At 69.2% G+C, this 14,168-nt stretch carries 14 protein-coding genes; 12 read left to right on the top strand and 2 right to left on the bottom strand.

Annotated features, from left to right (window positions below):
* The 6 genes from recN to xerD all read left to right on the top strand — a co-directional run.
* Positions 1 to 1,221: DNA repair protein RecN (gene recN, locus A9X04_RS21420; RefSeq protein ID WP_067924743.1), on the top strand; the 1,221-nt coding region annotated here is incomplete at its 5' end.
* Between the two features lie 183 nt (positions 1,222 to 1,404).
* Entirely contained in the window at positions 1,405 to 2,586 is a 1,182-nt protein-coding gene (gene steA / locus A9X04_RS21415) for a putative cytokinetic ring protein SteA (RefSeq protein ID WP_067924739.1), read from the top strand.
* 8 nt (positions 2,587 to 2,594) lie between these two features.
* On the top strand, positions 2,595 to 3,539 hold the full coding sequence (locus A9X04_RS21410) for a copper transporter (protein WP_067924736.1): 945 nt from the start codon (positions 2,595 to 2,597) through the stop codon (positions 3,537 to 3,539).
* Positions 3,540 to 3,661: 122 nt separating this feature from the next.
* A complete protein-coding gene (locus A9X04_RS21405) occupies positions 3,662 to 5,413 on the top strand; it encodes a CTP synthase (RefSeq protein ID WP_067924733.1) in 1,752 nt (583 codons plus the stop codon).
* On the top strand, positions 5,406 to 6,029 hold the full coding sequence (locus A9X04_RS21400; protein ID WP_067924730.1) for an NUDIX hydrolase: 624 nt from the start codon (positions 5,406 to 5,408) through the stop codon (positions 6,027 to 6,029). The genes A9X04_RS21405 and A9X04_RS21400 overlap by 8 nt, the downstream gene beginning before the upstream one ends.
* On the top strand, positions 6,026 to 6,970 hold the full coding sequence (gene xerD, locus A9X04_RS21395; RefSeq protein ID WP_067924727.1) for a site-specific tyrosine recombinase XerD: 945 nt from the start codon (positions 6,026 to 6,028) through the stop codon (positions 6,968 to 6,970). Before A9X04_RS21400 ends, xerD begins: the two co-directional genes overlap by 4 nt.
* A gap of 13 nt (positions 6,971 to 6,983) precedes the next feature.
* Here xerD and A9X04_RS21390 read toward each other — a convergent pair whose 3' ends face one another.
* Complete coding sequence (locus tag A9X04_RS21390) at positions 6,984 to 7,736, bottom strand: O-methyltransferase (protein ID WP_067924722.1); 753 nt, start codon at positions 7,734 to 7,736, stop codon at positions 6,984 to 6,986.
* A gap of 323 nt (positions 7,737 to 8,059) precedes the next feature.
* On the opposite strand from A9X04_RS21390, the gene A9X04_RS21385 reads away from it, so the two are divergent.
* Genes A9X04_RS21385 through der form a run of 6 tightly spaced genes read left to right on the top strand, consistent with a single transcriptional unit; the run spans position 8,060 to position 13,247 of the window.
* Positions 8,060 to 8,923, top strand: a complete 864-nt coding sequence (locus tag A9X04_RS21385; RefSeq protein WP_067924742.1) for a ParA family protein — start codon at positions 8,060 to 8,062, stop codon at positions 8,921 to 8,923.
* Positions 8,920 to 9,735, top strand: a complete 816-nt coding sequence (locus A9X04_RS21380; protein WP_067924719.1) for a segregation/condensation protein A — start codon at positions 8,920 to 8,922, stop codon at positions 9,733 to 9,735. Before A9X04_RS21385 ends, A9X04_RS21380 begins: the two co-directional genes overlap by 4 nt.
* Positions 9,735 to 10,430: an SMC-Scp complex subunit ScpB gene (scpB, locus tag A9X04_RS21375; RefSeq protein WP_067924716.1), complete on the top strand. Its 696-nt coding sequence runs from the start codon at positions 9,735 to 9,737 to the stop codon at positions 10,428 to 10,430. The genes A9X04_RS21380 and scpB overlap by 1 nt, the downstream gene beginning before the upstream one ends.
* Positions 10,430 to 11,173, top strand: coding sequence for a pseudouridine synthase (locus A9X04_RS21370; RefSeq protein ID WP_067924712.1), 744 nt, complete (start codon positions 10,430 to 10,432; stop codon positions 11,171 to 11,173). Before scpB ends, A9X04_RS21370 begins: the two co-directional genes overlap by 1 nt.
* Entirely contained in the window at positions 11,170 to 11,850 is a 681-nt protein-coding gene (gene cmk, locus A9X04_RS21365) for a (d)CMP kinase (protein WP_067924709.1), read from the top strand. Before A9X04_RS21370 ends, cmk begins: the two co-directional genes overlap by 4 nt.
* Entirely contained in the window at positions 11,847 to 13,247 is a 1,401-nt protein-coding gene (gene der, locus A9X04_RS21360; protein WP_067924706.1) for a ribosome biogenesis GTPase Der, read from the top strand. The genes cmk and der overlap by 4 nt, the downstream gene beginning before the upstream one ends.
* A gap of 167 nt (positions 13,248 to 13,414) precedes the next feature.
* Here the strand turns inward: der and A9X04_RS21355 are convergent.
* A partial coding sequence (locus A9X04_RS21355) for a sensor domain-containing protein (RefSeq protein ID WP_067924701.1) occupies positions 13,415 to 14,168 on the bottom strand: 754 nt, incomplete at its 5' end.

Below are 14,168 nucleotides of genomic sequence, written 5' to 3'. Positions count from 1 at the left end.
CTCGCCGACCGCCGCAACCGCATGCGCGAACTCGCGCTGGAGTCCGACCGGCTCACCTTCGCGCTCAACGAGATTGACGCGGTCGACCCGCAACCGGGCGAGGACGACGCGCTGGTCGCCGACATCGTGCGGCTCTCCGAACTGGACACCCTGCGGGAGGCGGCGATCACCGCGCACGCCGCGCTCTCCGGGGCGCCCGACGACGCGGAGGCGTCGGGGCACAGCGCCGCCGACGGCCTGGGGCGCGCGAAGGCCGCCCTGGAGTCCACCGACGACGCAAAGCTGCGGGCGCTGGCCGGGCAGGTCGGCGAGGCGCTGACGGTGGTCGCCGACGCGGCCGGCGAACTGAGCGGCTTTCTGGACGAGCTGCCGGTCGACGCCAGCGCGCTGGAGGCCAAGCTGACCCGGCAAGCCGAACTGCGCACGCTGACCCGCAAGTACGCCGCGGACGTCGACGGGGTGCTCCAGTGGGCCCAGGAATCAAGGCAACGGCTGGCCCAACTCGACGTCTCCGAGGAGGGGCTGACGGCGCTGGCCGCCCGGGTCGACGAGCTCGCGCGTGAATTAGCCCAGGCCGCAGTCGATCTCAGCGGTATCCGGCGCAAGGCGGCCAAGCGACTGGCCAAGGAGGTCACCGCCGAGCTGTCCGGGCTGGCGATGGCCGACGCGCAGTTCAGCATCGACGTGCGCGACGACGTGGTCACCGACAAAGAGGATCCGGCGGCGCTCGCGCTGCCGACCGGCGAGTTGGCCCGGGCCGGCGCGGACGGCGTCGACCAGGTCGAATTCGGTTTCGCCGCACACCGCGGGATGGACCAGCTGCCGCTGGCCAAGAGCGCCTCCGGCGGCGAGCTGTCCCGGGTGATGCTGGCGCTGGAGGTGGTGCTGGCGGCCTCGGCAGCGGGCACCACCATGGTGTTCGACGAGGTCGACGCCGGCGTCGGTGGCCGGGCCGCGGTGCAGATCGGGCGGCGGCTGGCGCGGTTGGCGCGCACGCATCAGGTCATCGTGGTCACGCACCTGCCGCAGGTCGCGGCGTACGCCGATGTGCATCTGGTGGTGCACGGCGCCGGCCCGAAGGGGACCAGCGTGGTGCGCCGGGTCATCGACGACGAGCGGGTCGCCGAATTGGCGCGCATGATGGCCGGCCTGGGCGAGTCCGACAGCGGTCGCGCCCATGCCCGCGAACTGCTCGACGCGGCCCAGCGCGACGAGATCTGATTCGAGGGGCCCGGGCCGAGCGTCGACTTGTCGTGGGCAGAACGGCTCATTTCGCACAACAAGTCGACATTCGAGACCATCTCGGCATCGGCTTGTGACTAATGGGACTCTAGATAACTTCTGAGGCTGATGTTACGGCGCGCCTCCACGCCTCATCCGGGCATCCCCGACAGAATCGCCCCCATGAAGATGTCAGGGCTGCTTACCCGTAACACCGCCCGGCCGGGCCTCGTCGGCACCGCGCGGGTGGACCGGAACATCGACCGTCTGCTGCGCAGGGTGTGCCCCGGCGACATCGTGGTGCTCGACGTCCTGGATCTGGACCGCATCACGGCGGACGCCCTGGTGGAGGCCGATATCGCCGCTGTCGTCAACGCCTCGCCCTCGGTGTCGGGCCGCTATCCCAACATGGGGCCGGAGGTGCTGGTCAACAACGGGGTCACCCTGATCGACGAGACCGGGCCCGACATCTTCAAGAAGGTCAAGGACGGCGCCAAGATCCGGCTCTACGAAGGCGGGGTGTACTCCGGCGACCGCAGGCTGGTCCGCGGCACCGAGCGCACCGACCACGACATCGCCGACTTGATGCGGGAAGCCAAGAGCGGGCTGTCCGCCCACCTGGAGGCCTTCGCGGGCAACACGATTGAGTTCATCAAGAGTGAGAGCCCGTTGTTGATCGACGGCATCGGCATCCCCGACATCGACGTCGACCTGCGCCGCCGGCACGTGGTCATCGTCGCCGACGAGCCGAGCGCCGAAGAGGACCTGAAGTCGCTCAAGCCGTTCATCAAGGAGTACCAACCGGTGCTGATCGGCGTCGACACCGGCGCGGATGTGTTGCGCAAGGCCGGGTATCGGCCCCAGATCATCGTCGGCGATCCCGACCAGATCAGTGCCGACGCCCTCAAGTGCGGCGCCCAGGTCGTGCTGCCCGCCGACGCCGACGGCCACGCACCCGGTTTGGAACGCATCCAGGACCTCGGCGTCGGGGCCATGACGTTCCCGGCCGCGGGCTCGGCGATCGACCTGGCCCTGCTGCTGGCCGATCATCACGGCGCCGCGTTGCTGGTTACCGCGGGCCACACCGCCAACATCGAGACGTTCTTCGACCGGACCCGCGCGCACAGCAACCCCTCGACGTTCTTGACCAGGCTTCGGGTGGGGGAGAAGGTGGTGGACGCCAAGGCCGTGGCCACCCTGTACCGCAACCACATCTCGGCGGGGGCCATCGCTCTGCTGGCGCTGACGATGCTGATCGCCGTCATCGTCGCGCTGTGGGTGTCACGCACCGATGGCGTGGTGCTGCACTGGATCACCGAGTACTGGAACCACTTTTCCCTCTGGGTCGCCCACCTAGTGTCCTAGGGTCGACGATGATCTCGCTTCGCCAACACGCGTTATCGCTGGCCGCCGTCTTCCTGGCGTTGGCCGTGGGAGTCGTGCTCGGTTCCGGCTTCCTGTCCGACACCCTGCTGTCCAGCCTGCGTGACGAGAAGCGGGACCTGCACACCCAGATCAACGGGCTCAACGACCAGAAGAACGTGCTGAACGAAAAGCTCAGTGCCGCAAATAACTTCGACACACAACTGGTTGGCCGGATCGTGCATGACACGCTCGGCGGCAAGTCGGTGGTGCTGTTTCGCACCCCGGACGCCAAGGACGACGACGTGGCCGCGGTGTCGAAGTTCATCGGTCAGGCCGGCGGCGCGGTGACCGGAACCGTGTCGTTGACGAGTGAATTCGTCGAGGCCAACTCCGCGGAGAAGCTGCAGACCGTGGTGAACTCGTCGATCCTGCCGGCCGGCCAGCAGCTGAGCACCAAGCTCGTCGACCAGGGCTCGCAGGCCGGTGACCTGATGGGCATCGCCCTGCTCATCAACGCCAACCCCGCGGTCCCCCCCGTCGAGGAGGCCCAGCGCGACACCGTGCTGGCGGCGCTGCGCGACACGGGGTTCATCACGTATCAGCCGAGCGAGCACATGGGCGCGGCGAACGCCGCGCTGCTCGTCACCGGCGGCGCTCTGCCGCAGGACGCCGGTAATCGGGGTGTGAGCGTCGCCCGGTTCGCCGCCGCGTTGGCGCCGCACGGGTCGGGCACCCTGCTCGCCGGGCGGGACGGGTCGGCGACCGGCGGCGCGGCCGTCGCGGTGACGCGCGCCGACGCTCAGATCAACTCCGCGGTCAGCACCGTCGACAACGTCGACACCGCGCCGGGCCGCATCACCGCGGTGCTCGGCCTGCACGACCTGATCAACGGCGGTCATGCCGGGCAGTACGGCACCGGTCACGGCGCGACGTCGATCACGGTGCCGCAGTAGCGGGCGTGTTCGACGCGACACTCCGGTCGTGGGTGTTAGGGTGGGTTTCCGTGGGTCGGCAGGCCCTACTAGTTATTCGCTAGCAAAATTCGACGCCCTGCCCGTCTTCACGGAGGTCGCCTGTGCGAAAGCACCCGCAATCCGCCACCAAGCACCTCTTCGTCAGCGGGGGCGTCGCATCCTCGCTGGGCAAGGGTCTTACCGCGAGCAGCCTCGGCCAGCTGCTGACGGCCCGCGGGTTGTACGTGACGATGCAAAAGCTCGATCCGTACCTCAATGTGGACCCGGGCACGATGAACCCGTTCCAGCACGGCGAGGTGTTCGTCACCGAGGACGGTGCCGAGACCGACCTCGATGTCGGTCACTATGAACGGTTCCTGGATCGCGACCTGTCCGGCTCGGCGAATGTCACGACGGGACAAGTGTATTCGACCGTCATCGCCAAGGAGCGGCGCGGAGAATACCTCGGCGACACCGTGCAGGTGATCCCGCACATCACCGACGAGATCAAGCGCCGGATCATGGCGATGGCGCAGCCGGACGCCCAGGGCAACCGTCCCGACGTGGTCATCACCGAAATCGGCGGCACGGTCGGCGATATCGAATCGCAGCCGTTCCTGGAGGCCGCGCGCCAGGTCCGCCACGACCTGGGGCGCGAGAACGTCTTCTTCCTGCACGTCTCGCTGGTGCCGTACCTGGCGCCCTCGGGTGAACTCAAGACCAAGCCCACCCAGCACTCGGTGGCGGCGCTGCGCAGCATCGGTATCACCCCGGACGCGCTGATCCTGCGCTGCGACCGGGACGTCCCCGAGGCGCTGAAGAACAAGATTGCGCTGATGTGTGACGTGGACATCGACGGCGTCATCTCCACGCCGGACGCGCCGTCGATCTACGACATCCCGAAGCGGCTGCACCGCGAGGAACTCGACGCGTTCGTGGTGCGCCGGCTCAACCTGCCGTTCCGCGACGTCGACTGGACCGAGTGGGACGACCTGCTGCGCAGGGTGCACGAGCCGCACGAGACCGTGCGAATCGCCTTGGTGGGCAAGTATGTCGAGCTTTCCGACGCCTACCTTTCGGTCACCGAGGCGTTGCGCGCCGGCGGCTTCAAACACCACGCCAAAGTGGAGATGCAGTGGGTGGCGTCCGACGACTGCGAGACCGGGGCGGGCGCGGCGGCGGCGCTGGGCGACGTGCACGGGGTGCTGATCCCGGGCGGCTTCGGCATCCGCGGGATCGAGGGCAAGATCGGCGCCATCCGGTACGCGCGGGCGCGCGGGCTGCCGGTGCTGGGTCTGTGCCTCGGACTGCAATGCATCGTGATCGAGGCGGCGCGTTCGGCCGGGCTCACGCAGGCCAACTCCGCCGAATTCGACCCCGACACACCGGATCCCGTCATCTCCACGATGGCCGACCAGGTCGAGGCCGTGTCCGGTCAGGCAGACCTGGGTGGCACCATGCGGCTGGGCGCGTATCCCGCCGTGTTGCAAACGGATTCGATCGTCGCACAGGCCTACGGCACCACCCAGGTGTCCGAGCGCCACCGGCACCGCTACGAGGTCAACAACAGCTATCGCGACAAGATCGCCGAGAGCGGCCTGCGGTTCTCTGGCACCTCGCCCGACGGGCATCTGGTGGAGTTCGTCGAATATCCGCCGGAGGTACACCCGTTCATCGTCGGCACCCAGGCCCACCCCGAACTGAAGAGCCGGCCCACCCGGCCGCACCCGCTGTTCGTCGCGTTCGTCGGGGCGGCCATCGACTACCAGTCGGGCGAGCTGCTGCCGGTGGAGATCCCCGAGCACGCCTCCAACGGCAACCCGCAGCGGGACGGCGTCAGCCAGTCGCTACCCGAACCCGCGACCCGTGGCTGAGCACGTCTTCGAGACGGCGTCATCCGAAACGCTGTACACCGGAAAGATTTTCGCGCTGCGCAGTGATCGGGTGCGGATGCCCGGCGGTGCCACCGCGATTCGCGAAGTCGTCGAGCACTACGGGGCCGTTGCCATCGTGGCGTTGAACTCCGACAACGAAATCGCGATGGTCTACCAATACCGCCACGCCTTCGGCCGGCGGTTGTGGGAACTTCCGGCCGGGCTGCTCGATGTGGCGGGGGAGCCGCCGCAGGAGACCGCGGTCCGTGAGCTCCAAGAGGAGGTCGGCCTGCAGGCCGGAACCTGGCAGGTGCTGGTCGACCTGAATTCCGCGCCGGGCTTCAGCGACGAGTCGGTACGGGTGTACCTGGCGACCGAGCTGACGGAGGCACCCCGGCCCGAGGCGCATCACGAGGAAGCGGACATGACGATGGGCTGGTTCTCCCTCGCCGACGCGGTGTGCGGGGTATTCAGTGGCGAGATCGTGAATTCCATTGCCATTGCCGGGATTCTGGCCGCCCACGCGGTGACCGAAGGCGTCGCCGAGCCACGGCCGGTGGACAGCCCGTGGCCCGACAAACCGACGGCGTTCGTCGCGCGAAAGGCCGCCCGATGACAACGGCGTTGACGCTCGACACCCAGCTGCAGGGCTACCTCGACCACCTCACCATCGAGCGGGGTGTCGCCGCCAACACGCTCAGCTCGTATCGCCGCGACCTGCGCCGCTACAGCAAGCACCTGTCGGACCGTGGAATTCACGACCTGGCCAAGGTCGGCGAGGACGACGTCAGCGAGTTCCTGGTCGCGTTGCGCCGCGGCGACCCGGACTCGGGGACCGCGGCGCTCTCGGCGGTGTCGGCGGCGCGGGCCCTGATCGCGGTGCGCGGCCTGCACCGGTTCGCCGCCGCCGAAGGGCTCGCCGAGCTGGACGTGGCGCGCGCGGTGCGCCCGCCGACGCCGGGACGCCGGCTCCCCAAGAGCCTGACCATCGACCAGGTGCTGGCGCTGCTGGAGGGCGCGGGCGGCGACAGCGCGTCCGACGGCCCGCTCACGCTGCGCAACCGGGCGCTGCTGGAGCTGCTGTACTCGACCGGGGCGCGCATCTCGGAGGCCGTCGGACTCGACGTGGACGACATCGACACCCGGGCCAGGTCGGTGCTGCTGCGCGGCAAGGGCGGCAAGCAGCGGCTGGTGCCCATCGGGCGGCCGGCCGTGCAGGCGCTGGACGCCTATCTGGTGCGCGGCCGCCCGGAGCTGGCCCGCCGCGGACGCGGGACGCCGGCCATCTTTCTCAACGTGCGCGGCGGGCGGTTGTCGCGGCAAAGCGCGTGGCAGGTGCTGCAGGACGCCGCCGAGCGCGCCGGGATCACGTCGGGGGTGTCGCCGCACATGCTGCGGCACTCGTTCGCGACGCACCTGCTCGAGGGCGGTGCCGACGTGCGGGTGGTGCAGGAGTTGCTGGGACACGCCTCGGTGACGACGACGCAGATCTACACGATGGTCACCGTGCACGCGCTGCGCGAGGTGTGGGCCGGCGCCCACCCGCGGGCCCAGTAGGGCGCGGCGGCCGTCAGCCCAGGTACTCGGACTCCAGCACCAGGTCGGACACCAGCGACTGGTACTCGAGGTGCGTCTTGTGCTCGACGGTGTTCCATTGCTTGCCCTGCTCGCGGCGCATGTACTCGCGGTACTTCGGGGCGCCGGGCACCCGCACGTTGTCGGCGACCACGATCGCGCCCGGGCGCAGCCAGCCGCGCGCCATGATGCTGTGCAGGTCGTCCAGGTACGCGTCCTTGTCGTGGTCGAGGAACGCGAAGTCGAGGGCATTGGAGGCGAATCCGTGCTCGTCGGCCAGCGCGTCGAGCGTGCGCCCGCCGTCACCGACCGTGCCGACCACGCAGGTCACGCGGTCGGCTACGCCGGCGTGCGCCCAGATCCGCCGCGCGTTGGCGGCGTTGGCCTCGGCGAGTTCGACCGAATACACCTTCGCGTTCGGGGCCGCCCGCGCGATGCGCAACGCGCCGTATCCCACGTAGGTGCCCAGCTCCAGCGCCACCGCCGGATTGGCGCGCCGCACCGCCGCGTCGAGGATCTGGCCCTTCTCGTCGCCGACGTTGATCAGCATCGACTTCTGGTAGGCGAACTTGTCGATGGTGGCCAACACGTCGTCGATGTCGCCGGCCCTGGCGTTGCGCAGGACGTAGTCCACCGCGGCGGCCTCGCGCCCGTCGCCGATCTGGCCCGTCGTGGTGATGTTGCGCGCGCCCGTCGCCATCCGCCAGACCGACCATCGCAGCAGGGGAATCCGTCGCTTGAGGTCCATGACGACACAGTAGTTCGGACGGCCGTCGGGTGGCGGCGCCGAGATTGCCACCACGGTCGTCGCGGCGCCGGAATCGCAACCCTCGCGGCAATCTCGCTGCCATACCGCCGCCGCGATATCGCCCGCGATATCAAGTTTGAAACCCGCCCACCACCTCCCCGGTGATGCTGGTGTGACTGCTGTTAACGATCATCGTCGCCAAGCGCGCTACCAGCGCAAATCCGGCGAAATTGGCTGGTGAATTGCCTGCGGGTCGCCCGGCTTACGCCCGCGAACCCGCTAGACTTTCGGTCGATGTTCACCTCCCGAACACCCCCGCCATGATGACCGAGCAGCCGGATAGCGGCGTCGAGCTCGGTCTGACCGGGCGGCCGCCGCGGGCGATCCCGGAACCGCAGCCGCGCACCTCGCACGGCCCGGCCAAGGTCGTCGCGATGTGCAACCAGAAGGGTGGTGTCGGGAAGACCACGTCGACCATCAACCTGGGCGCCGCGCTCGCCGAATACGGCCGGCGGGTGCTGCTGGTGGACATGGATCCGCAGGGTGCGCTGTCCGCCGGGCTCGGCGTCCCGCACTACGAGCTGGAGAAGACCATCCACAACGTGCTGGTCGAGCCGCGGGTGTCGATCGACGACGTGCTGCTGCAGACCCGGGTCAAGTACATGGACCTGGTGCCCAGCAACATCGACCTGTCCGCCGCCGAAATCCAGCTGGTCAACGAGGTGGGCCGCGAACAGACTCTGGGCCGGGCGCTGCATCCCGTGCTGGATCGCTACGACTACGTCCTGATCGACTGCCAGCCGTCGCTCGGGTTGCTCACCGTGAACGGGCTGGCCTGCGCGGACGGCGTGGTCATCCCCACCGAATGCGAGTTCTTCTCGCTGCGTGGCCTGGCGCTGCTCACCGACACCGTCGACAAGGTGCGTGACCGGCTCAATCCGAAGCTGGAGATCAGCGGCATCCTGCTCACCCGGTACGACCCGCGCACGGTCAACTCCCGTGAGGTAATGGCCCGGGTGGTGGAACGGTTCGGCGACCTGGTGTTCGACACCGTGATCACCCGAACGGTCCGGTTCCCGGAGACCAGCGTGGCCGGTGAACCCATCACGACCTGGGCCCCGCGCTCGACGGGCGCCATCGCCTACCGCGCCCTGGCCCGCGAGTTCATCGACCGATTCGGCGCGTGACGGCCAGCGCGAACGGTGAGGCGCCACCCAAGAACGGTTTTCAAGTCCGCCTGACCAATTTCGAGGGTCCGTTCGATCTGCTGCTGCAGCTGATCTTCGCCCACCGCCTCGACGTGACCGACGTCGCGCTGCATCAGGTCACCGACGACTTCATCGCCTACACCCGCGAGATCGGCTCCCAGCTGGACCTGGAGGAGACCACCGCGTTTCTGGTGGTCGCCGCGACCCTGCTGGACCTCAAGGCCGCCCGGCTGCTGCCGGCCGGGCAGATCGACGACGAAGAGGACCTGGCGCTGCTGGAGGTGCGCGACCTGCTGTTCGCCCGGCTGCTGCAGTACCGCGCGTTCAAGCACGTCGCGGAGATGTTCGCCGAGTTGGAGGCCACCGCGCTGCGCAGCTACCCGCGCTCCGTGTCACTGGAGGACCGGTTCACCGAACTGCTGCCGGAGGTGATGCTGGGCGTCGACGCCGACCGGTTCGCCCAGATCGCCGCGATCGCGTTCAGTCCGCGCCCTGTGCCGACGGTGGCCCTCGGGCACCTGCACGAGGTGGCCGTCTCGGTGCCCGAGCAGGCCAAGAAGCTGCTGGCGATCCTCGAGGCGCACGGCAGCGGCCGGTGGGCCACGTTCTCCGAGCTGGTCGCCGACTGCGAGGCGCCGATCGAGGTGGTCGGGCGCTTCCTGGCGTTGCTCGAGCTGTATCGGAGCCGGGCGGTAGCATTCGACCAGTCGGAGCCGCTTGGTGTGCTCCAGATTTCATGGACCGGGGAACTTCCGGCCAGCGAAGCCTTGCTAGAAGTGCGGGACGAATGATGAGCGAATCTGAGGCCGACGTCAATCTTGATGTCGGCATTCCGGACATCGCCGAGGCGGCGCCCATGGACGCCGGGGAACTCGAGTCGGTGCTGGAGGCGCTGCTGCTGGTGGTCGACACCCCCGTCACCGCCGAGGCGCTGGGCGCGGCCACCGGGCAACCCGTCTACCGGGTCGCCTCCCGGCTGCGGCAGATGGCCGACGAACTCACCGAGCGCGACAGCGGGATCGACCTGCGCCAGACCAGCGAGGGCTGGCGGATGTACACCCGGGCGCGGTTCGCGCCGTACGTGGAGAAGCTGCTGCTGGACGGCGCGCGATCCAAGCTGACCCGCGCCGCGCTGGAGACCCTGGCCGTGGTGGCCTACCGCCAGCCGGTGACCCGGGCGCGGGTGAGCGCGGTCCGCGGCGTCAACGTGGACGCCGTGATGCGGACGCTGTTGGCCCGCGGCCTGATCACCGAGGCCGGGGTGGACGACGACACCGGCGCCGTGACCTTCGCGACCACCGACCTGTTCCTGGAGCGGTTGGGGCTGACGTCGCTGGCCGACCTGCCCGACATCGCCCCGCTGCTTCCCGACGTCGACACGATCGAGGACCTCAGCGAATCCCTGGACAGCGAGCCGCGTTTCATCAAACTCGCCGGCGGTCAGGCGCCCGACCAGGCGCTGACGTTCGACGTGGACCACGATTGATGGTCGAGACCGAGGGGATCCGCCTGCAAAAGGTGTTGTCGCAGGCCGGAATTGCGTCGCGGCGCGCCGCCGAGAAGCTGATCATCGACGGCCGCGTCGAGGTCGACGGGCAGGTGGTGACCGAGTTGGGCACCCGCGTGGACCCCGATGCGTCGGAGATCCGGGTCGACGGCGCCCGGGTGGTGCTCGACGAGTCGCTGGTGTACCTGGCGCTGAACAAGCCGCGGGGCATGCACTCCACCATGTCGGACGACCGGGGCCGCCCGTGCATCGGCGACCTGGTGGAACGCAAGGTGCGCGGCAACAAGAACCTGTTCCATGTCGGGCGGCTGGACGCCGACACCGAGGGGCTCATCCTGCTGACCAACGATGGCGAACTGGCGCACCGGTTGATGCATCCCTCCCACGAGGTGCCCAAGACATACCTGGCAACGGTGACCGGGACGGTGCCGCGCGGCGTGGGAAAGACACTGAAGGCGGGAATCGAATTGGACGACGGCCCGGCGCGCGTCGACGAATTCGCCGTGGTGGACGCCATTCCGGGCAAGACGCTGGTGCGGGTGGTGTTGCACGAAGGGCGCAACCGCATCGTGCGCCGGCTGCTGGGCGCCGCCGGCTTCCCCGTGGAGTCGCTGGTGCGCACGGACATCGGGCCCGTGTCGCTCGGCAAGCAGCGGCCGGGCAGCATCCGCGCGCTGAGCCAGGGCGAGGTCGGGCAGCTCTACCGGGCGGTGGGCCTGTGAACGTCGTCGTCGCCATCGACGGGCCCGCTGGGACCGGGAAGTCCTCGGTGTCAAGGGGATTGGCGCGCGCGCTGGGTGCTCGCTACCTGGACACCGGGGCGATGTACCGGATGGTGACCCTGGCGGTGCTGCGCGCGGGCATCAGCCCGACAGACGACGAGGCCGTCGGCCGCATCGGGTCGACGGCGCAGCTGTCGGTGGACTATCACACCGATGGCGACCGTTACTTCCTTGCGGGGGAGGATGTTTCGGCCGAGATCCGCGGCGACGAGGTGACCCGTGCGGTCTCGGCGGTGTCGTCGGTCCCCGCCGTGCGCGCCCGCCTGGTCGGGCTGCAGCGTGAGATGGCCGAGGGGCCCGGCAGCGTCGTCGTCGAGGGTCGCGATATCGGCACCGTCGTTTTGCCCGACGCCCCGGTGAAGATCTTCCTGACCGCGTCGGCCGAAACCCGCGCGCGGCGCCGCAACGACCAGAACGTCGCGGCCGGCCTGACCGATGACTACGACGCGGTGCTGGCCGACGTCCGGCGCCGCGATCATCTGGACTCCACCCGGGCGGTGTCGCCACTGCGCGCCGCCGACGACGCGGTGGTTGTCGACACCAGCGAGATGACCGAGGCGCAGGTGATCGATCACCTGCTGGAACTGGTCGAGCAGCGAAGCGGGGCGGTGCGGTGACTTCCGACGGCACCTGGACCGACGAAAGCGATTGGGAATCGGTCGAATCCGAGCTCGACGAGCAGGCCGAGGCGGGCCCCGCGCCCGTCGTGGCGATCGTCGGGCGGCCCAACGTCGGCAAGTCGACATTGGTGAACCGGATCCTGGGCCGGCGCGAGGCGGTGGTGCAGGACATTCCCGGCGTGACCCGCGACCGCGTGTCCTACGACGCGCTGTGGACCGGCCGCGAGTTCGTCGTGCAGGACACCGGGGGGTGGGAGCCCGACGCCAAGGGCCTGCAGCAGCTGGTGGCCGAGCAGGCGTCGGTGGCCATGCGCACCGCCGACGCGGTGATCCTGGTGGTCGACGCCACGGTCGGCGCCACCGCGGCCGACGAGGCCGCCGCCCGGATCCTGTTGCGTTCGGGCAAGCCGGTCTTCTTGGCCGCCAACAAGGTTGACAGCGAGAAGGGTGAGGCGGACGCGGCGGCGTTGTGGTCGCTGGGGCTCGGCGAGCCGCACGCCATCAGCGCGATCCACGGCCGCGGCGTCGCCGACCTGCTCGACGAGGTGCTGGCCGCGCTGCCGGAGGTGTCCGAAGCCGCGCCCGCGCCGGGCGGCCCCCGGCGGGTGGCGCTGGTGGGCAAGCCGAATGTGGGCAAGAGCTCGCTGCTGAACAAGCTGGCCGGGGACGAGCGCTCGGTGGTGCACGACGTCGCCGGCACCACCGTGGACCCGGTGGACTCGCTCATCGAACTCGGCGGGAAGGTATGGCGGTTCGTCGATACCGCGGGTCTGCGCCGCAAGGTCGGTCAGGCCAGCGGGCACGAGTTCTATGCCTCGGTGCGCACGCACTCGGCGATCGACGCGGCCGAGGTGGTGGTGGTGCTGATCGACGCCTCCGAGCCGCTGACCGAACAGGACCAGCGCGTGCTGTCGATGGTCATCGAGGCTGGGCGGGCGCTGGTGCTGGCCTTCAACAAGTGGGATCTGGTGGACGAGGATCGGCGCGAGCTGCTGGAGCGCGAGATCGACCGCGAGCTGGTGCAGTTGCGATGGGCGCAACGGGTCAACATCTCCGCCCGGACCGGTCGCGCTGTGCAGAAGCTGGTGCCCGCGATGGAGACTGCGTTGGCGTCGTGGGACACACGCATCCCGACGGGCCCGCTCAACGCGTGGCTGAAAGAGGTGGTGGCCGCGACGCCGCCGCCGGTGCGCGGGGGCAAGCAGCCGCGCATCCTGTTCGCCACCCAGGCCACCGCCCGGCCGCCCACGTTCGTGCTGTTCACCACCGGGTTCCTGGAGGCCGGCTACCGGCGCTTTCTGGAGCGGCGGCTGCGGGAGGCCTTCGGTTTCGAGGGTTCGCCGATCCGCATCAACGTGCGGGTGCGCGAAAAGCGTGGGGCTAAGCGGCGCTGAGCCTCCTGGCTTGGGCCTCCTCGGAACCAATCGGCGATTCACAAACTTGATAGCGCCGGCGATATCACTTCACCTCGGGCACGAGATCCCTAAGCGTGGGCGCCGCCGCTCGCTGCTCGGTGTTGGCACACCCGCGACCGCCGGTGCGGTCAATGCCGCTACGACGCCTACGAGGCCCGGGCGTCGATTTTCTTGTCGACTGCGTTCACGAACTGTGGAACCGCCGACCCCGACACGCTTCGTCCGCAGAGATCAAGGTCGATGACGACGTTGTTCCGGGCGCTGAGGGCGCGCTGGCAGTTCCAGCCCTGAGCCTCTTGAACCCCGTCCATCGCGAGGATGCCGCCGGCCCGCGACACCGATCCCGTCTTCCAAAACACGTTGCGGGGATCATCCTTGTTGACGTTTCGGGTGTTGAGCTCGCGATCGGCGCACCTCTGCCAGTCCGTCGCGGCGTTGCCGACGAAGTTGTTCGCAGAGTCCGCGTCCGGGAAGGACACGACCGCTTGAATTAACCGCCATCCCTTGGCGGGAGCGTCGCCAAGCTCCTGCGTCCGAACCGCAGTCCAACCGGTCTTCCCGTACGCCTTCTGCTCGGCCGCTTTCAACACACCCACGCAGTCCTCGTCAACGATGGGTGTGTCGGCCAGCTTGTCTTGAACCGGTTCGCCCGACAACGTTTCGGCGCCGACAGCGTGGGCGGCTTCCTCCGCAGTCAGCAGCACATCCGGGAGTGCGGAGGCGGCCACGGTGCCGCCGCCCGGGTGGGCCGGCTGGTACACGATGACCGCGACCAATAGCCCGACCGTCAGCATCGCGGCGGCGCCCGTCAGCCACCACCACCGGGCGACCGGCTCACCGAAACGGCGCGGGGTCGCCGCCTGGTTCGGCCAGACGGCGCCGGGGCCGGGCGGAGGCAGG

This window comes from Mycobacterium sp. E3247, from assembly GCF_001667785.1.
Taxonomy (GTDB): Bacteria; Actinomycetota; Actinomycetes; order Mycobacteriales; family Mycobacteriaceae; genus Mycobacterium.
Note: the sequence above shows the minus strand (reverse complement) of the source record. Positions and strands in the feature narration are given on the sequence as shown.

What these genes read in the sequence shown, in the direction of transcription:
- steA (WP_067924739.1), top strand. Translation starts at nt 1,405, where the DNA reads ATGAAGATGTCAGGGCTGCTTACCCGTAACACCGCCCGGCCGGGCCTC.
- A9X04_RS21410 (WP_067924736.1), top strand. Translation starts at nt 2,595, where the DNA reads ATGATCTCGCTTCGCCAACACGCGTTATCGCTGGCCGCCGTCTTCCTG.
- xerD (WP_067924727.1), top strand. Translation starts at nt 6,026, where the DNA reads ATGACAACGGCGTTGACGCTCGACACCCAGCTGCAGGGCTACCTCGAC.
- A9X04_RS21390 (WP_067924722.1), bottom strand. Translation starts at nt 7,736, where the DNA reads ATGGACCTCAAGCGACGGATTCCCCTGCTGCGATGGTCGGTCTGGCGG.
- A9X04_RS21385 (WP_067924742.1), top strand. Translation starts at nt 8,060, where the DNA reads ATGACCGAGCAGCCGGATAGCGGCGTCGAGCTCGGTCTGACCGGGCGG.
- scpB (WP_067924716.1), top strand. Translation starts at nt 9,735, where the DNA reads ATGAGCGAATCTGAGGCCGACGTCAATCTTGATGTCGGCATTCCGGAC.
- A9X04_RS21370 (WP_067924712.1), top strand. Translation starts at nt 10,430, where the DNA reads ATGGTCGAGACCGAGGGGATCCGCCTGCAAAAGGTGTTGTCGCAGGCC.